The organism is Stenotrophomonas sp. YJH_SMC_48-3 (genome assembly GCF_059369375.1).
Genome location: NZ_JCAFSQ010000008.1, coordinates 67,027 through 91,488, shown reverse-complemented (window position 1 = coordinate 91,488; position 24,462 = coordinate 67,027). Strand labels below are relative to the sequence as shown.

General features: G+C 66.7%; 15 protein-coding genes, 6 tRNA genes and 1 other RNA gene. 5 read left to right on the top strand and 17 right to left on the bottom strand.

Going from position 1 to position 24,462, the window contains the following annotated elements:
- Positions 1-39 precede the first annotated feature (39 nt).
- On the bottom strand, positions 40-10,941 hold the full coding sequence (locus AC5P65_RS13805; RefSeq protein WP_111097836.1) for an autotransporter-associated beta strand repeat-containing protein: 10,902 nt from the start codon (positions 10,939-10,941) through the stop codon (positions 40-42).
- Between the two features lie 359 nt (positions 10,942-11,300).
- On the bottom strand, positions 11,301-11,618 hold the full coding sequence (locus AC5P65_RS13800) for a DMT family transporter (RefSeq protein WP_005415486.1): 318 nt from the start codon (positions 11,616-11,618) through the stop codon (positions 11,301-11,303).
- Positions 11,619-11,920: 302 nt separating this feature from the next.
- Here AC5P65_RS13800 and ffs point away from each other — a divergent pair.
- Positions 11,921-12,017: signal recognition particle sRNA small type (ffs, locus tag AC5P65_RS13795), an RNA gene on the top strand.
- 77 nt (positions 12,018-12,094) lie between these two features.
- On the opposite strand, the gene AC5P65_RS13790 is transcribed toward ffs, so the two are convergent.
- Genes AC5P65_RS13790 through AC5P65_RS13780 form a run of 3 tightly spaced genes read right to left on the bottom strand, consistent with a single transcriptional unit; the run spans position 12,095 to position 13,997 of the window.
- Complete coding sequence (locus AC5P65_RS13790) at positions 12,095-12,484, bottom strand: nuclear transport factor 2 family protein (RefSeq protein ID WP_111097838.1); 390 nt, start codon at positions 12,482-12,484, stop codon at positions 12,095-12,097.
- The gene (locus AC5P65_RS13785) at positions 12,481-13,248 is read right to left on the bottom strand and encodes an MBL fold metallo-hydrolase (RefSeq protein WP_111097839.1); all 768 of its coding nucleotides are present in this window, start codon (positions 13,246-13,248) and stop codon (positions 12,481-12,483) included. Before AC5P65_RS13785 ends, AC5P65_RS13790 begins: the two co-directional genes overlap by 4 nt.
- Positions 13,248-13,997 carry a 3-deoxy-D-manno-octulosonic acid kinase gene (locus tag AC5P65_RS13780; RefSeq protein ID WP_021204519.1) on the bottom strand — a complete coding sequence of 250 codons (750 nt, stop codon included), beginning with the start codon at positions 13,995-13,997 and terminating at the stop codon, positions 13,248-13,250. Before AC5P65_RS13780 ends, AC5P65_RS13785 begins: the two co-directional genes overlap by 1 nt.
- 20 nt (positions 13,998-14,017) lie before the next feature.
- On the opposite strand from AC5P65_RS13780, the gene AC5P65_RS13775 reads away from it, so the two are divergent.
- Positions 14,018-15,064, top strand: coding sequence for a glycosyltransferase family 9 protein (locus tag AC5P65_RS13775; protein ID WP_111097840.1), 1,047 nt, complete (start codon positions 14,018-14,020; stop codon positions 15,062-15,064).
- Between the two features lie 18 nt (positions 15,065-15,082).
- On the opposite strand, the gene AC5P65_RS13770 is transcribed toward AC5P65_RS13775, so the two are convergent.
- A complete protein-coding gene (locus AC5P65_RS13770; RefSeq protein WP_019659518.1) occupies positions 15,083-15,487 on the bottom strand; it encodes a DUF6165 family protein in 405 nt (134 codons plus the stop codon).
- Between the two features lie 713 nt (positions 15,488-16,200).
- A tRNA-Ser gene (locus AC5P65_RS13765) sits at positions 16,201-16,291 on the bottom strand.
- A 164-nt stretch (positions 16,292-16,455) separates the two neighbouring features.
- Here AC5P65_RS13765 and AC5P65_RS13760 point away from each other — a divergent pair.
- Complete coding sequence (locus tag AC5P65_RS13760; protein ID WP_019659519.1) at positions 16,456-17,160, top strand: PP2C family protein-serine/threonine phosphatase; 705 nt, start codon at positions 16,456-16,458, stop codon at positions 17,158-17,160.
- A gap of 110 nt (positions 17,161-17,270) precedes the next feature.
- Here AC5P65_RS13760 and dnaQ read toward each other — a convergent pair whose 3' ends face one another.
- Genes dnaQ through AC5P65_RS13745 form a run of 3 tightly spaced genes read right to left on the bottom strand, consistent with a single transcriptional unit; the run spans position 17,271 to position 19,117 of the window.
- Positions 17,271-18,002 carry a DNA polymerase III subunit epsilon gene (dnaQ, locus tag AC5P65_RS13755; protein ID WP_019659520.1) on the bottom strand — a complete coding sequence of 244 codons (732 nt, stop codon included), beginning with the start codon at positions 18,000-18,002 and terminating at the stop codon, positions 17,271-17,273.
- 4 nt (positions 18,003-18,006) lie between these two features.
- Positions 18,007-18,459, bottom strand: a complete 453-nt coding sequence (gene rnhA / locus AC5P65_RS13750; RefSeq protein WP_019659521.1) for a ribonuclease HI — start codon at positions 18,457-18,459, stop codon at positions 18,007-18,009.
- A gap of 13 nt (positions 18,460-18,472) precedes the next feature.
- Positions 18,473-19,117: a class I SAM-dependent methyltransferase gene (locus AC5P65_RS13745; RefSeq protein ID WP_019659522.1), complete on the bottom strand. Its 645-nt coding sequence runs from the start codon at positions 19,115-19,117 to the stop codon at positions 18,473-18,475.
- A gap of 11 nt (positions 19,118-19,128) precedes the next feature.
- On the opposite strand from AC5P65_RS13745, the gene gloB reads away from it, so the two are divergent.
- Positions 19,129-19,893 carry a hydroxyacylglutathione hydrolase gene (gloB, locus tag AC5P65_RS13740; RefSeq protein ID WP_021204521.1) on the top strand — a complete coding sequence of 255 codons (765 nt, stop codon included), beginning with the start codon at positions 19,129-19,131 and terminating at the stop codon, positions 19,891-19,893.
- Entirely contained in the window at positions 19,890-21,089 is a 1,200-nt protein-coding gene (locus AC5P65_RS13735) for a lytic transglycosylase domain-containing protein (RefSeq protein WP_019659524.1), read from the top strand. The genes gloB and AC5P65_RS13735 overlap by 4 nt, the downstream gene beginning before the upstream one ends.
- A gap of 207 nt (positions 21,090-21,296) precedes the next feature.
- On the opposite strand, the gene AC5P65_RS13730 is transcribed toward AC5P65_RS13735, so the two are convergent.
- The 7 genes from AC5P65_RS13730 to AC5P65_RS13700 all read right to left on the bottom strand — a co-directional run bounded on the left by AC5P65_RS13730 (position 21,297) and on the right by AC5P65_RS13700 (position 24,366).
- Entirely contained in the window at positions 21,297-23,252 is a 1,956-nt protein-coding gene (locus tag AC5P65_RS13730) for a peptidyl-prolyl cis-trans isomerase (protein WP_021204523.1), read from the bottom strand.
- 147 nt (positions 23,253-23,399) lie between these two features.
- Positions 23,400-23,476: transfer RNA gene (locus tag AC5P65_RS13725), tRNA-Asp, on the bottom strand.
- A gap of 105 nt (positions 23,477-23,581) precedes the next feature.
- Positions 23,582-23,658, bottom strand: a tRNA-Asp gene (locus AC5P65_RS13720).
- Between the two features lie 87 nt (positions 23,659-23,745).
- Positions 23,746-23,822, bottom strand: a tRNA-Asp gene (locus AC5P65_RS13715).
- An 83-nt stretch (positions 23,823-23,905) separates the two neighbouring features.
- Positions 23,906-23,982: transfer RNA gene (locus tag AC5P65_RS13710), tRNA-Asp, on the bottom strand.
- 25 nt (positions 23,983-24,007) lie between these two features.
- Positions 24,008-24,082 (bottom strand) — tRNA-Val (locus AC5P65_RS13705).
- Between the two features lie 11 nt (positions 24,083-24,093).
- Positions 24,094-24,366, bottom strand: coding sequence for an HU family DNA-binding protein (locus AC5P65_RS13700; protein WP_005408270.1), 273 nt, complete (start codon positions 24,364-24,366; stop codon positions 24,094-24,096).
- Positions 24,367-24,462 lie beyond the last annotated feature (96 nt).

Genomic DNA, 24,462 nt, shown 5'->3' with positions numbered 1-24,462 from the left:
GATCCACGCAAGCCTGGATCCAACATCGCCGCACTTCCCTCAGAAGCCCACGCGCAGGTTGATCTGCCCACCCACGTCGCGGCGGCCATCGCCATGCTGGCCCTGCACGAACATCGACAGCTGGCTGTTGCGGCCGAGGCCGACCGCCACGCCCAGCTGGCTGACCAGCGCATTGCGCGCCATCACCGCACTGTAGACATCGAAGGCATTGCCGCCCACCGCGAAGCGATTGCGGCTGGCCACATCGGTGTCACCCGAGGCGTGCTGCCAGCCGAGGCCGACCGTCAGCTGTGCCGGGAAGCGCTCGCCGCTGCCCACGTCCCAGCGCCCACGCACGCCCACGGTGCTGACATTGAGCGTGTCCTTGCCGCCTTCCAGCGCCAGCGCAGCAGTGCCGCCCTGCTCCACTGCGCGATCGCTGTCGACCCAGTGCTTGGTGAACTGCACGTACGGCTGCAGCTGGGTCCTGCCATGGGACCAGGTCCAGCTGCCCTCCACCTGCGCGATGGTCACATCCGAGTCCTGGCGGCTGTACAGGGTCTGGCCCAGCAGCGGCACCTCACGCGTGGTGCGCGTGCGGTAGTCGCCGCGCGATACGCTGCCACCGACCGCGAAACCGTTGTTCCACTGGCCCTGTGCATACAGGCCGAACGTGTGGCCACGCAGGCGGGCCCGCGAACTGCGATCGTACAGGCGCGTATCCAGCCGCTCGTTGCCTGCGGCCGCACCCAGCACCACGTGCTCGCCCAGCTGCCAGTCCACGCCCGCCATCAGCGCATTGCGGTTGGAGCGGATGTCATCGCCGTTGCCGTCACCGTCCTGGCGGAACACCTTGCCACTCCCGGCCAGCCAGGCCGAGGCTCGCTCACCACGCACGGTCGGCAGCTCACTGCCCAGGCGCTGGCGGATACCCTCCTCCAGGTAGTTGTCGTACAGCAGCACCGCGCGGCTGGCCGCATGCACTTCACCCGAAAGCTGGTCGAACGCCGCGCGCGCAGTGCCCGCGTCATACATCAGCAGGGTGTTGTACAGGCCCAGCGCCGGGCCGCTCTGCGGCAGGCTGTCCAGCGCTGCGGCAGTGTTGTACTGGTTGCGCGTCGTCGCTGCGGTGGTGAATGCTGCGGTCTGCGCCACGTCTATCTGCAGGTTGGCGGTGTTGGCGGTATAGACCGGCGTAATCGTCAGGAAGGCCGACGGCGAGGTTGCCGAAGCGAACTGCCCGCTCACGCCACCACCTGCATTGACCACCGTGTACTGCTGGCCCTGCTGGTAGCTGGTGCTCGGCGAAATGGTGTTCACCCGCACCGTGCTGCCACCCACGTTTGCACTACCGCCCACCTGCACCGTGTCGCTGCCGGTGGCACCCAGGTCGATGCCCAGCGTGCTGCCCGGCGACAGGGTCAGATTGCCGCCCACCGTAATGGTGCCGGCGCCATTGCCCGCACCGCCGCTGTTGCCTGGACCATTGCCCGGCGAGAGCACGCCGCCGCTGGACACCGTCACGCCGCCACCCGTGCCACCGATGGTCCCGGTACCGGACAGCGTGGTACCGCTGCCGATGGTCCACTGGCCACCGATGTTGCCGGTGACATTCAGGCCACCGCCGGTGACCTGGCCGGTGCCGCTGAAGCCGCCGCTGTTGCCGCCCAGGTTCAGGCCGCCCGGGCCTGCCTGCACGATGCTGCCACCACCGCTGATGGTGCCGCCCAGCGTGGTGGTGCCGCCGGTGTTGATGACCAGGCCACCATTGTTGGTGATATTGCCGGTGATCGAGCCGCTGGCGCCGCCATTGCCGACCTGCACGGTGCCGCCGGCATTGATGGTGGTGCCGCCGGTGTAGGTGTTGTTGCCGGTCAGGACCACGGTGCCGGTGCCGGCCTGGGTCAGGCCACCGTTGCCGCTGATGGTGCCGCCCACCGTGGTGTTGCCGCCGACGTTGAACACCAGGCTGCCGTTGTTGGCAACGTTGCCGGTGATCGCACCGCTCGCGCCACCGTTGCCGACCTGCAGCGTGCCGCCGGTGTTGATGGTGGTGCCGCCGGTATAGGTGTTGTTACCGGTCAGGACCACGGTGCCGGTGCCGGCCTGGGTCAGGCCGCCGCTGCCGCTGATGGCACCGCCGACGGTGGTGTTGCCACCCACGTTGAACACCAGGCTGCCGTTGTTGACGACGCTGCCGCCGATGGCACCGGTCGCACCGCCATTGCCGACCTGCAGGGTGCCACCGGCATTGATGGTGGTCTGGCCGGTATAGGTGTTGTTGCCGTTCAGGGTCAGCGTGCCGCTACCGGCCTGGGTCAGGCCGCCACTGCCACTGATGGTGCCATTCAGCGTGGTATTGCCCGCCACATTGGAGAGCAGCGTGCCATTGTTGGTGACGTCGCCGACGATCGAGCCCGTCGCACCGCCGTTGCCCAGCTGCAGCGTACCGCCGGCGTTGATGGTGGTACCGCCGGTATAGGTGTTGGTACCGGTCAGCAGCAACGTCCCGCTGCCGGCCTGGGTCAGGCCGCCGCTGCCGCTGATGGTGCCGCCCAGCGCGGTGTTGCCGCCCACGTTGGAGATCAACGCGCCATCGTTGGTGATGTCGCCAGCGATGGAGCCGGTTGCCCCGCCGTTGCCGACCTGCAGCGTGCCACCGGCATTGATGGTGGTGCCGCCGGTGTAGGTGTTGTTGCCAACCAGGGTCAACACGCCAGCGCCGGCCTGGATCAGCGTGCCACTGCCACTGATCGCGCCATCGACTGTGGTGTTGCCACCGACGTTGAACACCAGGCTGCCGTTGTTGGCAACGTTGCCGGTGATCGCGCCGGTCGCACCGCCATTGCCCACCTGCAGCGTGCCACCGGCATTGATGGTGGTGCCGCCGGTATAGGTGTTGTTGCCTGTCAGGGTCAGCGTGCCGCTGCCGGCCTGGGTAAGGCCACCGGCGCCGCTGATGGTGCCGCCCAGCGTGGTGTTGCCGGCCACGTTGGATACCAGCGCACCGTTGTTGGTGATGTCACCCACGATCGCGCCGGTTGCACCGCCGTTGCCCACCTGCAATGTGCCACCGGCATTGATGGTGGTACCGCCGGTGTAGGTGTTGTTGCCGGTCAGCACCAGCGTACCGCTGCCGGCCTGGGTCAGGCTGCCACTGCCGCTGACCACACCGCCCACGGTTGCCGTGGTGCCGAGGTTGTAGACCAGGCTGCCGTCGTTGGTGATGTCGCCCAGCACCGAGCCGGTGCTGCCACCGTTGCCGATCTGCAGCGTGCTGCCACCGTTGATGGTGGTGCCACCGGTGTAGGTGTTGTCACCGCTCAGGGTCAGCGTGCCGGTACCACTCTGCACCAGGCCACCGGTGCCGCCGATCACGCCGGCGAACGTGGTGCTGGCGTTGTTGCCGCCGGTGGTCAGCGTTGCACCGCCCAGCGCCACCGTACTGCCGGTAACACCGGCCAGGCCACCGATGCTCTGGTTGCCACCGGCACTGATGTCCAGCGTACCGGTGCCGGCCAGGTTCACCGTGCTGGCGTCGGACAGGCTGCCGCCCGCGCCCACCGCCAGCGTGCCGCTGTTGATGGTGGTGGTGCCGGTGTAGCTGCTGGCGCCGGCCAGGGTCAGCGTGGCCGCACCGTCCTTGGTCAGGCCGCCTGCACCGGAGACCGCACCGGCCAGCGTCAGGTCGTTGTTGCCCAGCACATCAAGCGTGGCACCGGCGCCGAGTGCAACGTTGTTGGCCAGGGTCACCGCCGCGTTGGCATCCAGCGAACCGTTCCCGGCCACGTTCAACGCACCCGTACCGAGCGCGGCATTGTTGCCGACCACCAGCCCGCCGGCATTGAGGGTGACGCCGCCGCTGAAGGTGTTCGCACCGCCCAGCGTCTGCACGCCAGCGCCGTCCTTGATCAGCGCTCCCGTGCCGCCGATGGTGCCGTCGAACGTGGTGTTGCCGACGCCGCCGAGAGTCAGCGTGTTGCCACCCAGCGCCACACTCGAACCCGCCACGCCCGCCAGCGAGCCGATGCTCTGGTTGCCGCCTGCGGAGATATCGAACGCGGTACCCGCATTGGCGAGGGTGACCGCACCGGTCGCCGCCAGGCTGCCGCCGGCACCGATCGCCAGCGTGCCGGCATTGATGGTGGTGCCGCCGGTGAAGGTGTTGGTACCGGTCAGGGTTTCGGTGCCGGTGCCTTCCTTGATCAGGCCGCCGGTGCCGGCAATCGAACCACCGAACGTGCCGTTGCTGGCATCGCCGATGGTCAGCGTGTTCGCGCCCAGATTCACCGTGCCGTTGCCGATCAGCGTGCCGAACACCTGCGTACCCGCACCGGCCGACAGATCGAAGGTCGCGCCGGTGGCCAGGTTGACGGTGCCACTGGCAAGCAGGCTCGCGCCCGCGCCCAGCGCCAGCGTACCGGCGTTGATGTTGGTGCCACCGGAATAGGTGTTGGTGCCGTTCAAGGTCAGTGTGGCCAGGCCCTCCTTGGTGAGGAACCCGGTGCCGCTGAGATTGCCGTTGAGTGTCAGATCGTTGCTGCCCAGCACGGTCAGGCCGGCATTGAGAACGAAGTTGTTGCCCAGCGTGATCGCGCTGTTGGAATCGAGCGAGGCATTGCCACCCACGGTCACCGTACCCGTGCCAAGCGCGGAATTGTTGCCGACCACCAGGCCACCGGCGTTGAGCGTGACGCCACCGCTGAAGGCATTGGCACCATTCAGCGTCTGCACGCCGGCGCCGTTCTTGATCAGGCCGCCACTGCCGCTGATCACGCCGTTGTAGGTGCTGTCGGCGACGCCGCCGAGGGTCAGCGTGTTGCCGCCCAGCGCCACTGTGCTGCCGGCCACGCCGGCCAGCGAACCAATGCTCTGGCTGCCACCGCCGGAGATGTCCAGCGTGCCGGCACCGGCCAGATTCACCGCGCCGGTGGACGCCAGGCTGCCTCCGGCACCGATGGCCAGCGTGCCGTTGTTGATGGTGGTGCCGCCGGAATAGGTGTTGGCACCGGTCAGGGTCACCGTGGCTGCGCCGTCCTTCACCAGACCACCGGCACCGCTGATGATGCCGTCCAGGGTCAGCCCATTGCTGCCGAGCAGGGTGAGGTTGTTGCCGGCAGAGAGGTTGATGGCGTTGCCGAGGGTGACTGCCAGGCTGCTGTCCAGCGTCGCGTCGGCCCCCACGTCCAGCGCCCCCGTACCCAGCGCGCTGTTGTTGCCGACCACCAGGCCGCCACCGTTCAAGGCCAGACCACCACTGAACAGGTTGGCGCCGCCCAGGGTGAGGATACCCACGCCGTTCTTGACCAGCGCACCGGTGCCGGAAATCGAACCGTCGAAGGTGCTGCTGTCGACGCCGCCGAGGATCAGCGAGTTGGCGCCGAGGCTGACCAGGGAGCCGGTCACGCCAGACAGTGAACCAATCGTCTGGTTGGCACCGGAACCCGAAATGTCGAAGCCCGCGCCGGCGGCGGCGACGTTCACCGCTCCGGACGAGGACAGACTGCCGCCGAGACCGATCGCCAGCGTGCCGGCGTTGATGGTGGTGCCGCCGGTGTAGGTATTGGTGCCGGTCAGTGTCTCGATACCGCTACCGACCTTGGTCAGGCTACCGGTGCCGGCGATCGAACCGCTGAAGGTGCCGTTGGCGGCGCTGCCCACTTCGATGTTGTTGGCGCCCAGGTTGACCGTGCCGTTGCCAACCAGCGTGCCGAACACCTGCGTGCCGTTGCCGGCCGACAGGTCCAGCGTGGCGCCGGTGGCGAGATTGACGGTGCCGCTTGCGGCCAGGCTGGCCCCGGCGCCGAGTGCCAGCGTGCCGGCGTTGACGTTGGTACCGCCGGTGTAGGTGTTGGCGCCGTTCAAGGTCAGCATCGCAGTGCCGTTCTTGGTCAGGCTGCCGGCACCGGAGAGCACACCGTTGAGGGTGAGCGCGCTGGTGCCCAGCACCGTCAGCCCGGCGTTGAGCACCACGTTGTTGGCCAGCGTCGCCAGCGCGGTGGTATCCAGCGTGGTCGCCCCATCGACGGTGAGCACGCCGGTACCCAGCGCGGCATCATTGCCGAGCACCAGGCCGCCGGCATCGAGCGAGACGCCGCCGCCGAAGGTATTGGCACCGGACAGGGTCTGCACCCCGGCGCCGACCTTCACCAGCCCGCCACCACCACTGATCACGCCATCGAAGGCCCCGTTGGTCGCGGTGCCGAAGGTCAGCGAATTGCCCCCCAGCGCCAGTGTGGTTCCGAGCACGCCGTTGAGCGCACCGATGGTCTGGTTGCCGGTCGCGCCGGAGATATCGAAGCCCGCGCCGGCATTGCCGAGCGTGAGGTCGCCAGCGGCAGCCAGACTGCCCCCCACGCCCAGCGCCAGCGTGCCGGCGTTGATGGTGGTGCCACCGCTGTAAGTGCTGGCGCCGTCCAGTGTCAGCGTGGCGGTGCCGTTCTTGATCAGGCTGCCATTGCCGGACACGATGCCGCCCAGGGTCAGCGCATTGCTGCCCGCTACGGTCAGCGCCACGCCCGAGCCAAGGTTCACCGCGTTGCCCAGCGTCACCGCGGTGCCGGCATCCAGCGAAGCACTGTTGTTCACCGCCAGCGTGCCGGAACCCAGCGCCCCGTTGGCGCCCACCACCAGGCTGCCGCCGTTCAAGGTCAGGCCGCCATCGAACGTGTTGGTGTTGTTGAGCGTCAGCAGACCCGTACCGTTCTTGACCAGGCTGCCGTTGCCAGCCACCACGCCGCCGAGGGTGACATCATTGGTGCCGCCCAGCGTCAGTTGCGTACCGGCACCAAAGTTCACCGCGTTGGCCAGGTTCAGCGCGACGGTACTGTCCAGCGTGGTGGTGCCACCGATGCCCAGCGGACCCGTGCCGAGCGCACTGGAGTCGCCGAGAATCAGGCCACCCGCGTTGAGCGCAAGGCCACCGCTGAACGTGTTGGCGCCGGACAGCGTCTGCACGCCCGTACCGGTCTTGATCAGGCCACCGGTACCGTCGATCACGCCGGCAAAACTGCCATCGGCGGCACCGCCGAAGGTGAGTGACTGCGCGCCAAGCAGCAGCTGGCTGCCTGCCACGCCGTTCAGTGCGCCGATGGTCTGCGCTGCACCCGCTGCGGAGATGTCCAGTGCCGCACCGGCGCCCGCAAGATCCACTGCACCGGTTGCGGCAAGACTGCCGCCCGCTCCCAGCGCCAGCGTGCCTGCGTTGATGGTCGTGCCACCGTTGTAGGTATTGGCGCCAGACAACGTCAGCCGCGCCGTACCGTCCTTGATCAGCCCGCCAACACCGAATACCGGGCCGGCGAGCGTCAGGTCATTGCTGCCCAGCACCGTGAGGTTGGCGCCGGCGGCGAGGCCTATGTTGTTGGTCACGGTGAGCGCCGATGCTGCATCCAGCGAAGCGTTGCCGCCCACGTCCAGCTGGCCGGTACCCAATGCCTGCGCATTGCCCAGCTGCAGCAGGCCCGCGTTGAGGCCAACACCCCCGCTGAAGGTGTTGGCTCCGTTCAACGCCAGTGTCGCCGCACCGTTCTTGACCAGGCCGCCAGTGCCGCTGATGACACCGCCCAGCGACACGTCCTGGCTGCCCAGCAGATCCAGCACCGCGCCTGCACCGAGGTTGACGTCGTTGGCGAGATTCAGGGCCACCGAACTGTCCAGCGTGGTATCGGCCCCCACCGACAATGCACCGGTGCCCAGCGCGCCGGCATTGCCCAGCAGCAGGCCGCCGCCGTTGACGGTCAGCCCCCCACCGAAGCTGTTGGCGCCATTGAGGGTCAAGGTGGTGGCACCGTTCTTCACCAGCCTGCCCGCACCGGACACCACCCCACCCAGCGTGATCGCCTGCGAACCCGGCAGCGACAACGCGGCGCCTGCACCCAGTGCCACGTTGTTGCCCAGGTTCAGCGGCGCACTGCCGTCGAGCGAGACGTTGCCACCGATGCCCAGCGTCCCGCTGCCGAGTGCGCCGCTGTTGCCCAGCAGCAGGGCGCCAGCGTTCGCGCTCAGTCCACCACTGAAGGTGTTGGTACCGTTCAAGGTCAGTGTCGCCGCGCCGTTCTTGACCAAGCTGCCGGTGCCCGTGATGTTGCCGGCCAGGGCCAGGTTCTGGCTGCCCGGCAGGGTCAGGGCCGCGCCGAGGTTGATCGCATTGCCCAGGTTCAGCGCTGTCGTGGCATCCAGCGATCCGTTGCCACTGACCGTCAGTGCGCCGCTTCCCAGCGCACCGGCATTGCCCAGTACCAGGCCACCGGCCGCAAGGTCCAGGCCACCACTGAAGGTATTGGCGCCGGTCAGCGTCTGCACGCCGGTGCCCTGCTTGATCAGGCCACCGGTGCCGCCGATCACGCCCGCGAACGTCTGGTTGGTGGCATCACCGAAGGTGAGCGTGCTGCTGCCCAGCGTCACCGTGCTGCCGGCAATACCGGACAGCGCGCCGATGGTCTGGTTGCCGCCGAGCGAGATGTCCAGGTCCGCGCCAATGCCGGTCAGGCTGACCGCACCGCCGGCGGCCAGGCTTCCGCCGCTGCCCACCGCAACCTTGCCGGCATTGATCGCCAGGCCGCCGGTGAAGGTATTCGCGCCACCCAGCGTAAGCGTGGCGGCACCGTTCTTGACCAGGCTGCCGGTGCCACCGATGGCGCCGCCCAGCGTCAATGCATTGCTGCCCAGTACATTCAGCAGGCCACTTGCGCCGAGGTTGATGCCATTGCCCACGCTCAGCGCCGCGCTGGCATCGAGCGTTGTCGCACCGCCGACATTCAGCGCGCCGGTTCCGAGCGCGCCGGCATTACCCAGGACCAAGCCACCGGCATTGAGCGCCAGCCCACCACCAAAGGTATTTGCACCGTTGAGCGTCAGCGTGGTCGCACCGCTCTTGACCAGGCCACCGGCGCCACCGATCACGCCGTTGAACGTGAGCGCCTGTCCGCCAAGCAGATTGAGGCTGGCGCCCGAACCAAGGTTGACCGCGTTGGCCAGTGCAAGCGGCCCCGTGGTTCCATCGAGCGTCACGTTGCCACCGACACTGAGCGCACCGCTGCCCAGCGCAGCAGCATTGCCCAGCAGCAGGCCACCGGCGTTGAGTGCCACGCCGCCACTGAGGTTGTTCACGCCCGACAAGGTCTGCACGCCGGTGCCCAGCTTGACCAGGCCCCCCGTGCCTGCGGCGAACGTGCCGCTGTAGCTGGTATCGCCCAGCCCCGCGAGGGTGAGCGTGCGGCTGCCTAGGTTGACCGAACCGCCGAGGCCCGCCAGCGAACCGATGGTCTGGTTGGCGGCCGCCGACAGGTCCAGGGTGGTACCGACGCCGACCGTGACCGCACCGGTGGGCGACAGGCTGCCGCCCGCGCCCAAGGCCAACGCGCCCCCGGCCAGGTTGAAACTGCCGGTCAGCGCATTGGCGCCGTTCAAGGTGAGCGTACCGGCGCCGTTCTTGGTCAGGTTGCCGGCACCGGAGATCGAACCATTCAATGACAACGCATTGCTGCCCAGCAGGTTCAGCGAGCCCCCGCCATTGATCACCAGATTGTTGCCCAGGGTGAAGCCCGCCGTCGTATCCAGTGAGGCGCTGCCACCCACGGTCAGGTTGCCGCTGCCCAGTGCACCGGCATTGCCCAGTACCAGGCCGCCGGCATTGAGGTTGACGCCGCCGGAGAACAGGTTTGCGCCGCCGAGAGTAACGATGCCGGTGTTGTTGACCGTCAGCCCGCCAGTACCGGACAGCACGCCCCCCAGGCTGAATGCATTGGTCCCTGCCAGGGACAGATTGCCCCCAAGGCTGAAAGCGTTGGCCAGGTTCAGACCGGCCGTGGAGGAGGCGATGGCACCGCCGTTGGCGGTGAACAGCCCGGTGCCGAAGGAACCGGCATTGTTGAAATTGACCAGGCCATCATTGAGCGTGGTCGTACCCGCACCCGCCCACGCACCCTGCAGGTTCCAGGTACCGCTGTTGACGGTGAGCTTCTGGAAGTTGAGGTACTGGTTCCAGCCCAGCGTGGTCACCGCGCCGCCGGTGCCGGAACCCGGGCCGCTGACGACGTTCTGCAGCACCAGCGTGTTGTTGGCCGCACCACTGCCGGTACCGGCGTCGACCGATCCCGCAGCCGCAACCTTTACCCCGGTGACACCGGTAATCACGCCGGCAAGAGCGGTGCCGCCGCCGCTCACAACGCTGGAACCCGACACTGCGGTGAAGGTGTTGCCGCCGGTTGAATCACCCAGGTGAACGCTGCCACTGACCGCCCCCGCATTGAGGAACGTGTTACCGCCAGAAGCCCCCAGGCCGACGCGTCCGTCGATGGTGCCGGTGTTGGTCACAGCGGCGGCTGCACCACCATAGGTCACCACCGTGGTCGCGTCGGAAACGCTGCCTGCACCGATCAACGACGTGCTGATCAGGCCGGCGTTGTTGATGGTGGTGGTGCCGTTGACATTCTGTGCCACCAGCGCCTGTCCACCGAAGCCCAGCAGCGTTGCGATGTTGACGACACCCTTGATCTGTCCGCTGGCATTGTTGTTGACGACGATCGCGCTGTTGTTGGCAGAAGCATTGCCGATGACCAGGCCGGGCGAGGCGAGGATGATCGAGCTCGGATCGATCGTGCCATTGTTGTTGACCGTCACGTTGTCGCCGGTCAGCGTTGCTGCGTTGCCGCCACCTACGATCGGCGGCGTACGCAGCAATGCTCCCGCGTCGATGTTCAGCGTGAGGCCGTTGGTCGCGTTGGAGTAGTTGTTGATGTTGGTGGTGCTGTCGCAGTTTACGGTTGTGGTGCCCGTGCACGCTGCGAATGCCGATCCGCTGGCCAGTGTGGCGGCCAAAGCCGCCGCCAGCTGGTGCGCCCGCAATCGCGGCACCCGCCCTGCGCTGACCGCGCTTCCGCCGGGATTGCGGGCGATCTCCGAAGCAACCTGCATTACCCCAAGGGCACGATTGAAAACCAGACGGTAAATGCGGTTCATCGGTAAATCTCCATGAAAAGACCGGATGGCACAGCTGGCAGGTTTTTTGGAGACAATGCGGCCCACCCCGGCTCCCGATGCGGGAACAAGGTTCGAGGGCATTAACTCCTGAAAATCTTCACATCTTCACGCGGTCGCACCCGGTGACAGGTACGACAGCCTGTCCCTCAAGGCGAAAACTCCCCCGTTTCGCCCAACGAATGGCGGCACTGTGCGACCGTCGGTGCCAGCGGCATGTGAATCACGCTCGTTATTTTCATGACGTACGTCAAATAAAACGGGCGGACAAAATGGTCTTGCCGAAAATGCATATACCTGCCGAAAGCGGAGATTCCCTTCCCCGCCCTAAGTAAATGCATTCAGCTGCTGGAGAGTTTCATCAGCACCAGACCGGACACGATCAATACCGCTGCTCCGATCCGCATCGGGCTGACCTGCTCGCCCAGGAACACGATGCCGACCACGAATGCACCGACCGCGCCGATGCCGGTCCAGATTGTGTAGGCAGTGCCCAGCGGCAGGCTGCGCATGGCTACTGCAAGCAGCCAGAAGCTGGCGATCATGCCGATGATCGTGACCACGGTGGGGGTGAGCCTGGTGAAGCCTTCGGACTGCTTCATGGACACGGCCCAGACGATTTCCAGCAGGCCGGCGAACAACAGATAGATCCAGGCCATGACAGCCCTCCTCTTGGTAGGGCCAGGCCGTCCTGGTCAGTGGTTCCCGATGTGGGGGAGGCCGTTCCTCCTGGCCGGCATTGTAGCAACGCCGGTCGCGCCGGGCCCTTGCCAGCAGACGCGGGTTACAGCCGATTCAGTGCACGAAGCTGGCGTCGATGTACCTGCCTGCGCTATAGTTGCCGTCTGCCATCGGTCAGCCGATGTGCAGTCCGGCTGTGGTCTCCGGCGCGTCGCGCGCTGCTTCCCCTGATCGGTGAACACCGGCCGCCCCTTGGGCGGCCAACGTCTCTATGGTGGCCCCGTCGGCCCCTCGCGACGCTAGGTCGAAAATCCCGCCAGGGCCGGAAGGCAGCAACGGTATCGATCGACGCGGGCGCCGAGGTCAGCCGGCGGGGCCATCGCCTTTTCGGGCGCCCCACGGCCCTGGTAGCCGCCAATCTTGATTGGCGCCCCTCGCCGGGCATGGCCCACCGCTACCGGGCCTGCGGCGTTCCCTGATGGAACACCACGCGCCACCCCTGCGCATGCCGACGCCACAGCGAACTGCGCAGCACCCAGCGTTGCGCCTGGCCATCGACGTGATGGCGGCTGCGGTAGCGCACCTGGGCCAGGCCCCGGGCCAGCAACCACACGGCGTACTGTTCCGATTCAATCAGCACCTGCGCGCGCTCCAACGGGATCTCCAGCAACGCGGCATCACGACCGTAGCATTGTCCGGAACTGCCGATCTCGCTGAAATCCTCGTCCAGCAGGGCCGAAAGGGCCTGGCGGTCACCCCGCACCTGCGGCGCATGCAGCGCGCGTTCCAGCGCCTCCAGTTCGGCGGCCAACGCTGCGTCCGCAGGCTGGCCCACGTCGATCACGCCGGATCCTGCGCCAGTACGTGCGGCGCGGTCGGGCTGGCCAGGGGCACGCACTGCCCCGGCTGCGCAACACGGTGCCCCCGCGCCGCCAGCGCCTGGCCATCGGCCACGCTGGCATAGTGGTAGAGCATCATCCGCGCCCGCAGCTCGGCGCTGTACTCACGCTCCAGATCGTCCACGCCGGTGTGCGACGGATTGCCGTGCAGGCCGCAGTCGTGGGCGATCAGCTCGTTGTCATTGGCGAAGCGGGCCAGCATCTCCGGAATCGGCCGGGTATCGCCGCTCCAGGTCAGCGCGCCCTGCAGGCGCAGGCCATAGGCCGTCTCCGGCCAGTGGTGGCGCACTGGGAACACCTCCAGGCGCACTCCCTCGTGCCAGAACGCATCGCCCACCACGACCAGCTGGAAGGCATCCCAGAAGTTCGCACCGCCCTCGGCCAGCACGTTCGGATAGTCACCGATGCGCTGGTGCAGCAGCGGCACCACCGTGGCCGGCACATACAGGCGCACCTTGCCGCGCCGCTGCGCATTGAAGAAGGTGTCCACGAACAGCCGTTCGAAGCCGGCCACGTGGTCAAGGTGCACATGGGTCACGAACAACGCCTGCGGCATGTGGCCGTAGTGCGCCTTGAACGCGGTCAGCCCTTCACCACCACAATCAATGGTCAGCCACGGACGCCCATCCCGCTCGATCACCGACATCGGCGACCCCAGCTCGACCGCCGACGCATTGCCGACGCCGAGGAAACGCAACGACCAATCCATCAGGTGCCCCGGTTCCAGGCCATGTCATAGGCACGGCGCAGCCGCGCGTAGTCCTTCTGCACATCTTCCACGCTGCGCTCGCCGCGCAACTTGATCAGCGAGCGCAGCAGGCGCTTGAGGTTGCGTTCGCGCCAGGCAGTGGCCGGGATGCGGATCACGCCACGGTCGAAGTCGATCAGCCAGCCATGGCCGTTGCCATCGAACAGGATGTTGTGCGCATTGAGGTCGGCATGGTCCAGGCCGGCACGATGGAAGCGGGCGATCAGCCGCCCCGTCTCCTCCCAGGGCGCGCCCCGGCCGGCGACCAGGGCGCGGTCGGCCAGCGAGCGCACGCCCTCGATCCGCTCCATCAGGATCGCGGCCCGGTAGCGCAGGCCCTCGCGCATGTAGAACGCGGCGATCGGCCGTGGCACCGGCAGCTTCTTCTCGCGCAGCGCGCGCATCAGCCGGAATTCGGCGAAGCTGCGGGTCCGGTCCGAACCGCGCCACAGGTACTGGTCGTGGCTGAGCTTCGCGGCCAGGCCGCCCCGCAGGTAGTGCCGCAGCACGCTGGCCCCGAACGGCGCATCGACGAACCAGGCGCTGCCGCGGCCGCCCTCGCCCACCGGCCGGGCCCTGCTGCCCCAGTGCTGGGGCGAGAACAGGCCGATGTCGGCTTGCCGCAGCCGCTCGCGGTCGAACAGAATGGCCCCGATGCCGCGACCCTCGCGGCATGGCGTCAGCGCTTCATTGGCGTCGAATGCGACCATTTCATTGAGTCTAACAACACATGGCATCAGCGTCCTCCTCCTTGTGCCTCCTGCGCCTGTCCGCACTCGGCGACGTCACCCACGTGGTGCCCCTGGTGCGCACCCTGCAGGCTGCGCGCCCGGACACGCCGATCCACTGGATCATCGACAAGGTTGGCCACAAGCTGCTTGACGGCCTGCCCGGTGTCACCTTCCATGCCTACGACAAGAAGAGCGGCATGGCTGGGGTCAAGGAACTGCGCAGGCAACTGCCACCGGGGCGCTTCGAGGCGCTTCTGCAGATGCAGGTCGCATTCCGCGCCAACCTGCTGTCAGCCTTCATTCCGGCCGAACGCCGCATCGGCTACGACCGCAGCCGCTCCAAGGACCTGCACGGGCTCTTCATCAACGAGCGCATTCCTGACCGCCCCGGCATCCATGTACTGGATGCCATCGGCAGCTTCTGCGAACCGCTGGGCCTGCGCCAGACCGAAGTCAGCTGGGATCTGGCCGTGCCGCCCTCCGCCTTCGAGTGGGCCGCCGCGCAGTGGCAGGACGATGGCCGCCCGGTGCTGATGATCTCGCCCTGCTCCAGCCACGTGCGGCGCAACTGGTATGCGGACCGCTATGCAGCGGTGGCCAACCACGCCGCACAGCGCGGTTGGCGGGTGGTGCTGTGCGGTGGCCGCAGCGAACTGGAGCGCCACATGGCCGATGCGATCCAGGCGCAGCTGCAGACGCCGGCACTGGACCTGGTCGGCAAGGACACGTTGAAGCAGCTGCCTGCCCTGCTGGCCCGCGCCAATCTGGTGATGACCCCGGACTCGGGCCCGATGCACATCGCCAACGCGATGGGCGCCAAAGTGCTGGGCCTGCATGCAGCCAGCAATCCGGACCGCAGTGGCCCGTACTCGGACCGCCGCTACTGCGTGGACCGCTACGATGATGCCGCGCGCAAGTACTTGGCCAAGCAGGCGACGGACCTGAAGTGGGGCACCAAGATTGAATTCGACGATGTGATGGAACTGATCACCGTGGAAGACGGTATCGCTGCGTTCGAACGCTACGTCGCCGACCACCTGGGGTGATCGGCAGCCTGCCCGGGTTTACGTGCGCTGCGCGTAATCCTGGTAGGACTTCTCTTCCACGTACGCCGAGCCCAGCGCAAGGTTGATCGCCTTCTTGATGCGCGCGCGCTCGTCGTTGCGCAGGTAGACACTGCGCGCCAGGTCGATGAAGCCCTGGTCGAACGCCTGCACCTTCTCCTTCAGGCGGATGTCGTCCTCGATGTCCCACAGCTGCTCGTTGACCGCCTTCAGCTCGGCACGCAGCTTGGCGATGTCCTTCACCGCGGCCGGGTGTGCCATCCAGGTCTGCTCCAGCGCCGACAGCTCCTTGCGCACATTGGCCAGCTTGCCCTCGTCGCTGATGCGCTCGGACTTGATCTGCAGGATCGAGATCTTGTCCAGCAGCTCGCCGAAGGAAACGGGGACGAGGATTTCAGCGGTCATGGGGAAAAGCTCCAGCAGGTGATGCGTACATGTTAACCCGCAGCGTCCGCACGGATATCCCGGGTAGATCCACGCCATGCGTGGATGAGCCTGCCAGCAGGAACAGCATCCACGCACCGCGCGGATCTCCCGTGATGCATCTGGAGGACCAAGCCCCTCTGTTGAGGGGCTGCCCCGATAGGGGCGGGGAGAGGCCGGCAAAGGGAGGGGGCCACGCGTTGCGCAGCAACGTGTGGGGCGACGCGCAGAGCGCGTCGCGTCCCACGCCAGATCAGTACAGGGTCACTACGGCGGGATGCCCGCCGCGCATCCACGCACCGCGCGGATCTCCCGTGATCCATCTGGAGGAACAAGCCCCTCTGCTGGGGCTGCCCCGACAGGGGCGGGGAGAGGCCGGCAAAGGGAGGGGGCCACGCGTTGCGCAGCAACGTGTGGGGCGACGCGCAGAGCGCGTCGCGTCCCGCGCCAGTTCAGTACAGGGTCACTACGGCGGGATGCCCGCCGCGCATCCACGCACCGCGCGGATCTCCCGTGATGCATCTGGAGGACCAAGCCCCTCTGTTGAGGGGCTGCCCCGACAGGGGCGGGGAGAGGCAGGCAAAGGGAGGGGCCCATACGTTGCGCAGCAACGTTTGGGGCGACGCGCAGAGCGCGTCGCGTCCCGCGCCAGATAAAGAAAAAGGGCTGCCGAAAGGCAGCCCTTTTTCTTTATCTGGCGGAGAGGGGGGGATTCGAACCCCCGAGGCGCTATAAACGCCTGCCTGATTTCGAGTCAGGTACATTCAACCACTCTGCCACCTCTCCGGGTGGTCCCCGGCGGACCGGGGACGCGCATCATACGAGGAAGTGAGGCCGACGACAAGTCATTCCGGCCCATGAAGTGAAAATTTCCTGGGCGCATGCCTTGCCGGATGCGTGCGGCCACCCGATGATGCCTGTCTCCCCAGCAACACCCTGCCCCAGCCCCCATGATCGAATTCGGACACCTCACCCACCCCGGCATGCGCCGCGAGCTCAACGAGGACACCTACTACGGTGACAGCGAGCTGGCCCTGTGGCTGGTGGCCGATGGCATGGGCGGGCACGCCTGCGGTGAAGTGGCCAGCGCGCTGGCACGCGAAACCATCGTGCGCGAGATACGCCGTGGCGCGCCATTGGCCCAGGCCATCCGCACCGCCGACGAAGAGATCATCCGCACCTCACGCCGTCGCAATGACAGCCTGCCGATGGGCACCACCGTGGTCGCCGCGCGCGTGCAGGGCAACCGCTATGAAGTGGCCTGGGTCGGCGACAGCCGCGCCTACCTGTGGCGCGATGGACAGCTGGCACAGCTCAGCCAGGACCACAGCGTGGTGCAGGAACTGGTCGCGCAGGGAAACCTGACCGCCGAACAGGCGCGTGCGCATCCGCATCGCAACGTGGTTACCCAGGCGCTGGGCGTGACCGATCCGGCACACCTGAACGTGGCCACCACCAGCGGTGAACTGCGCCCGGGAATGCAGCTGCTGCTGTGCAGTGACGGCCTGACCGAGGAGGTGGACGACCGCAGTATCGCCCGCACCCTCGCCTACGAAGATGCCAGCGCGCAGGAATGCGTGGACACGCTGGTCGCAGCCGCACTCGACGGCGGTGGCCGCGACAACATCAGCGTGATCCTGGTGCGCTGCCATTGACCGGTAGATCCACGCCACGCGTGGATGCGGTAATGCCGGCCGCTGGCCGGCTCACCGGGAAACCCCGTATCACGTAGATGCCGGCCAGCGGCCGGCACTACCTCGATGTATTACGCGCTGACGGGTTCTTCCACCTTCGGGCCATCCCACAGCGCGTGGCCGGCCTTCTTGCGCAACCGCTCCAGCCGCGCGGCATGCGCTTCCAGCTCCGACGGCGTGGCCACTACGCGCGGGCGCGGCAGCAGCTTGCTGGTATCGAAGGCCTGCAGCGCCGCACCGGCGCCACCGCCATCGTCATCCCCCAGGCCGAATCCGATCTCTTCCTGCCCCGAGGTCAGCGCGATGTAGACGTCACCCAGGATCTGCGCATCGAGCAGGCCGCCATGCAGCGCACGGTGCGAATTGTCCACGCCCAGCCGCTTGCACAGCGCATCCAGCGAATTGCGCTGGCCCGGGAAGCGCTCGCGCGCCATCACCAGGGTATCGATCACCGTGCAGCGATCGGTGATCTTCCCGTACTGCGGGCCCAGCAACGACAGTTCGTTGTCGAGGAAGCCCAGGTCGAACGCCGCGTTGTGGATGATCAGCTCGGCGCCATCGATGAAGGCAAGGAATTCATCGGCGATCTGCGCGAAGTCCGGCTTGTCAGCCAGAAACTCCAGGGTCAGGCCGGTGACTTCCTGCGCGCCCTGTTCGAACTCGCAGTCCGGCTTGATGTACTGGTGGTAGTTGTTGCCGGTCGGGCGGCGCTTGAACAGCTCCACGCAGCCGATTTCGACGATGCGGTTGCCCTTCTTCCACTCCAGGCCGGTGGTTTCGGTATCGAGGATGATCTGACGCATGGGCTCAGTTTACCGGGCTGGCGTCGCGGATCTGGATGGCCGCGTTGCGGGCCAGGGTATCCACCCGCTCATTGTCCGGATCGCCGGAGTGGCCCTTCACCCAGCGCCAGTCGATCTGGTGCCGCAGCGTGGCCGCATGCAGGCGCTCCCACAGCTCGCGGTTCTTCACCGGCTCACCGCCGGCGGTCTTCCAGTTCTTGCGGATCCAGCCCGGCATCCACTGGGTCAGCCCCTGCCGCACGTACTGCGAATCGGTGTAGAGCACGATGTTGCACGGCTCGGTCAGCGTCTCCAACCCGGAAATGGCGGCCATCAGCTCCATCCGGTTGTTGGTGGTGTGCGCTTCGCCGCCGCTCAGTTCACGCTCATGGCCCTTGTAGCGCAGCAGTGCAGCCCAGCCGCCGGGGCCGGGATTGCCAAGGCAGGAACCGTCGGTGTGGATTTCGATGGTTTTCAATACAACTCCAGAATCAGGTGGCTACGGTGCCGTGCCAGCGCACCGGCAGCGGTGTCGGCCCGGGCAGGGCCAGCGTGCGCTTTTCAGCATGGAACAGGCAGGCCGCGCGCAGTGGCGCCCACCCGCCCGGGCGACGGCTGCCGGCACCGCGCCAGAGGGGGCCGATGTAACGCATATCGTCGCACTCCAGCCCGTGGCGGCCGAGCAGCAGGCGAATCCGCTGCGGCGTGCGCACCACCAGTCCGTGCTGGCGCCAATGTGTACGGTAGGGGCTGAACGGGTTGAGGCTGCTCAGCCACAGGTGGCCGCCCGGCATCAGCACGCGCTCGCACTCATCCAGCAGCTGGTCGGCATCGCCGGTGGTCACATGCTGCAGCACGATCGCGTTGACACTCTCGTTGGCCAGCGGCAGCGGCAGTGCGCAGCGGGTATCGCCGGCATAGCCCTGCCCCTGCCGGAACAGGCGCAGGCCACGCCCGCCGAGCTGCGCATCATCAAGCCAGCACGCGCTTGGCGCGATCCACAACCAGGGTTGTGCCGGCAGCACTGACAGCTGCGGCAGCAGTAATTGCCGCTCCAGCACGCGCAGGGATTCCGCCGGTTCACTGTCGAACCACGGGGTCTGGCTCGCTTGACGGGTGCTCTGCAGCGCGGGCATGGTCCAATTCTATGCGACTGACTGCCCTGCCCGCATTTGCGGACAACTACATCTGGACGTTGATCGACGACGATGGCGCCGCCGTGGTCATCGATCCCGGCGATGCCGCGCCGGTGCTTGCGGTGGCCGATCAGGGCCTGCGCGTGGACACGATCCTGCTCACCCATCATCACGATGACCACATCGGTGGCGTGCCCGCGCTGCAGGCGCGTTTTCCCGGCGTCCGGGTGATCGCGCCGGTCGAGGAGCGCATTCCCACTGCGACCCACCGCGTCGGTGAAGGTGAACGCGTTCAGGCACTGGGCCGGACGTTCCACGTACTATCCGTGCCCGGGCATACCCGCAGCCACATCGCATTTCACACTGCTGAACATCTTTTCAGCGGAGATTCGTTGTTCAGCCTGGGCTGTGGACGCCTGTTCGAAGGTACGCCGTCCCAGCTGCTGGCGTCGATGCGCAAGCTGGGTGCCCTGCCCGCGCAACTGCTGCTTTGTTGCGCTCATGAGTACACCGTGTCAAATGCCGTCTTCGCGCGGCATGTCGACCCCGCCAACGCTGCCCTGTGGCAGCGCCAAGAGGAGGCTTTGGCCATGCGCCGCGATGACCGTTCCACCCTGCCGGTAACCCTGGCCAGCGAATTCGACTGCAATCCCTTCCTGCGTGTGCACGCGGCGCCGATCCGTGCGTCGGTGGCGGCGCACCTGGGCCGTGACGTCGTGGACGACGTCGACGTGATGGCCGGTCTCCGGCACTGGAAAGACGGCTTCCGCGCATGATGCGCCGAAGTCTGCCGCTGGCCCTGGGCCTTGCGCTGGGGCTGGCAGGAACCGCGGGCGCACAGTCGCTGGGCGCAGGCATCAGCCAGAACCTGACCGCTGCCGCTGCGCTGCCGCTGGATCCATCGGCGCTGCCGGCCGCTTCGGTACGCAACGGCCAGGAGATCTTCACAAGCTTCCGCGACGGCCTGGCCGAGCCCAGCTGCGATGCCGAGGCCACCAGCCCGCGCTGGCAGAAGCAGTTCGCCCATGCTCCCTCACGCCTGGCCAACCAGGATGACGATGCGCTGGTGCTGTTCGGCTACGTGGTCGAAGAGCTGCGCAAGGCCAACCTGCCCACCGAATTCGCACTGATTCCGTTCGTGGAAAGTGGCTATCGGCCCAATGCACGCAATGGCAGCGGTCCGACGGGCCTGTGGCAGTTCATCGCCACCACCGCGCGCAACCATCGGGTGCCCATGTCCAACGGCTACGACGGCCGCCTGTCGGCGGTCGATTCCACCCAGGCCGCGGTACGTTACCTGAAGACCCTGCACGGCATGTTCGGCGGCGACTGGCGCCTGGCCACCATGGCCTACAACGCCGGCGAGTACCGGGTCCTGCAGTCCATGCGCAAGGCCGGCATGAACGCGCAGAACGCCAAGCCATCGGCGCTGCCCGGCCTGTCACCGGTCACCCATGCCTATGTCGAGAAGCTGCATGCCCTGGCCTGCGTGCTGGAGGACGTGGAAGACCAGCCCGGCGTGATGGCCTCGCTGGACCGCACCGTGCCAGTGCTGAAGGACCACACCCTGCCGGCCGGCACCAGCATCCAGCAGTGGGCCGCACAACGCGCCCTGGACCCTGCCAGGATCGCCCGCCTCAACCCGGCCCTGGCCGCCGGCAACCGTGCCTCGGGAACCACCCGGGTGCTGGCCCCGGTCTCGGCCGCCAACGCGACAGTGACGGAAACCGCGACCACGCTGGTGGCCAGCACCGCACCGGCTGCCACGACCACACCGACGCCGCAGGCGGCCAAGACCGTCGCCGCGATTGCCGATCGCCCGCGCAGCCGCCGCCACACCGTGCGCGATGGCGAGTCGGCATGGACCATCGCCCGTCGCTATGGCATGCCGGTGAAGGCGCTGCTGTCACTGAACGGCCTGAGTGGCAGCAGCGTGCTGAAGCCGGGCGCGGTGCTGCGCGTCGAGGACTGACGCGCCAGCCAGGCCCTCCTGTAGAGCCGAGCCCATGCTCGGCTTTTTCATGCCTGCGCGCAGCAGATGCAGTCGAGCACGGCTCGACTCTACAAAAGGCGGTCGAGCAAGCTCGACCACTGCCAAGGCGCAAGCGCGACACAAACGACGCGAAGACAAAAAAGGCCCGGCAATGCCGGGCCTTCTTCGATCTGCTCGCCGCGAGGCTTACAGGTTCGCTTCGGTGGTCTGGATCATGAACTTCTTGCGCATCGCATCCACGTAGGCCTTGGCTGCGGCCATGCCATCGATCTGGCTCAGCTGCTCCTTGAGCTGCTTCTGCTGCTCGGCGGTCACTTCCTTGATGTCGCCCGGGTTGACCTTGTTCACTGCAAACAGCAGCGCGTGACCGTTGACGTCGACCTTGCCGTAGCTCGGCTTGCCTTCGGCCGGCACAGGCGCGCTGAAGATGGCGCGGTTGATTTCCGGGGTCGGCACCGGCTGGCTGCGCGGCAGGCCCGGCATCGGGCTCAGCTGCAGCTTCTCGCTTGCGGCCAGCGACTGCAGGGTGGCGCCCGCCTTCAGCTTGGCCAGCACAGCGTCGGCGGCCTTGTCGCTGGCCTGGCGCTGGCGGTCAGCGCGGATCGCGGCGATCACCTGCTCGCGGGCCTTGTCCAGCGGCAGGGCCTGTTCCGGGGTATGGGCGGCCACACGGATGACCACACTGTGGTTGGTCGCGCCGCCCAGCGCAATCGGGTCGCTGGCAGTGCCGTCCTGCACCAGCACTTCAGAGAAGGCGGCACGCAGCACGGCCGGGTCAGCGGCGATGCCACTGGCGGTTGCGCGGGTGATCGGCCCCAGGGTCTGCAGCGGCAGGTTGACTTCCTTGGCCGCAGCGGCCAGATCGCTCGGGCTCTTGTTGATGGCATCCACCAGACGACCGGCCAGCTCGTTGAAGCCGCGTTCGCCGTCGGCCTTCAGCTGCTCGGCGGCCAGCGTGTCACGTACTTCCTCGAACGACTTGCCTTCGCCGCCACGCACCGCGGCGACCTTGATGATGTGGTAGCCGAAGTCGGTCTTGACCGGGCCGATCACGTCACCGGCCTTGGCAGCGAACAGTGCGTCTTCGAACGGCTTGACCATCGCACCGCGCTCGACCCAGCCCAGGTCACCGCCCTGGTCCTTGGAGCCCGGATCTTCCGAATTGGCCTTGGCCAGCGCAGCGAAGTCGGCACCGGCCGCCTTGGCTTCGGCAGCGATCTTGTTCGCCTTGGCTTCGGCGCCGTCACCGGTGATCAGGATGTGCGAGGCCTGGCGCTGCTCCGGCGAGGTGAACTTCGCCTTTTCTTCTTCATAGCGCTTGCGCAGGGTCGCTTCATCGGCCGGAGTCGGTGCCGGCAGGTTCGCACCGTTGATCTCGACGTATTCCAGCGAGACGCTCTCGGCCTGGCGGAAATCCTTGCCGTGGCTGTCGTACCACTGCTTGATCTGCGCGTCAGTCACCGGCGCGGTGTCAGCCGGTACTTCCGGCAACGCGGCCAGTTCGACGTCGCGGGTTTCACCCAGCAGCTTCAGCAGGCGCTCGGTTTCGGCCTGGGTGACAAAGCCCGAATTCTGCAGGCCCGACGGGATCACCGACTGCTGCAGGCTCTCGCGCACCAGTTCCTGGAACTGGGTCGGGGTACGCGGCGGATTGCCACCGGCCAGGGCCAGGCGATAGTTGTTTTCGTTGAACTTGCCGTTCGAATCGAGGAAGGCCGGGATGGTGGCGATGTACTCGCGCACCGCACCATCGCCAATGACAACGCCGGCTTGTTCACCGACCAGGCGCACGACCTGCTCATCGATCAGCTGGTCGAGCACGGCCAGCTTGTTTTCGGTGCTCTCGAAAGCGCGCGGGTCGAAGTTCTCGCCCTGCTGCTGGCGCTCACGCATGCGCTCCTGCTCGAAACGGGTGCGGAAATCCTGCGCGCTGATCTCATGGTGCTGCCACAGCATGCGCACCGGCCACCACGACGGTGCCGAACGCCACCAGGTCGGCGGGGCGGAAACCTTGGCCACGTTCTGAGCGCCAACGCCACCGAGGTAACTGTTGTCGATCACGAACAGGAACGGAATCATCAGCAGCCCCAGGATCACGGTGACGATCCAGCCTGAGGTCTTGTCGCGGAGTTTCTGCAGCATGGTGAGGAATCACAAGGCCTGATTGGCGAGCCCGGCAGTGTAACCCGCTTCGCCGCAGGGACCAAAAGCAGCGGCGGCGCGGCCTGCGCATCACTTTGCGACGGCCTAAAGAAAAAGCCCCCGGCTTGCGCCGAGGGCTTTTAGGGTTGGCGGAGCGGACGGGACTCGAACCCGCGACCTCCGGCGTGACAGGCCAGCATTCTAACCAGCTGAACTACCGCTCCGCGCTGAAACTTTGCAGGCGCCCAGTATATCCGAAGACTCTCTGGAAACCCAGCCCGATGAACACTTTTTTCAAAGTTTTTTCACAGGGATTTAAGACTCTGCAATGGCGGAGCGGACGGGACTCGAACCCGCGACCTCCGGCGTGACAGGCCAGCATTCTAACCAGCTGAACTACCGCTCCGTTCTTGCAAGAACCTATTCGCCTTCTTCCCGAACCTTCCGGGGAGAAGACAAGGCCCCCAGCTTTAGGCCGGGGGCCTTGATGTAGTGGCGGAGCGGACGGGACTCGAACCCGCGACCTCCGGCGTGACAGGCCAGCATTCTAACCAGCTGAACTACCGCTCCGCATTGTTGCTTTTTTGTTTTCCCATCGGCCTGGACCTGGGAGAAAACAAAGCCTCCAGCTTTTGGCCGGAGGCCTCGTTGAATGGCGGAGCGGACGGGACTCGAACCCGCGACCTCCGGCGTGACAGGCCAGCATTCTAACCAGCTGAACTACCGCTCCACACTCAAACGTTACCGCGGTGCTGTGGTGGGTGCTGAGGGTTTCGAACCCCCGACCCTCTCCGTGTAAAGGAGACGCTCTACCGCTGAGCTAAGCACCCCAGCGAGCCGCTTAGTTTACAGCATCCTTCAGAGCCTTGCCAGCCTTGAACGACGGATTCTTCGAAGCAGCGATCTTGATGGTGTCGCCGGTCTTCGGGTTGCGGCCGGTGCGGGCAGCACGGTCGCGGACCTGGAAGGTACCGAAGCCAACCAGGGTGACCGCATCGCCGTCCTTCAGCGCCTTGGTGATGGCAGCAACGACGGCATCGACAGCGCGGCTGGACTCGGCCTTGGTCAGGTCCGCAGCTTCAGCAACGGCATCGATCAATTCGGTCTTGTTCATTCTCTACAACTCCTTTGGCGGTGGGTTCCGCTTATTCGACAGGGAAGCAACCGCACGCCTTCTGCATGCGGCCGCCATGTGGAAACGGTTCGCCGA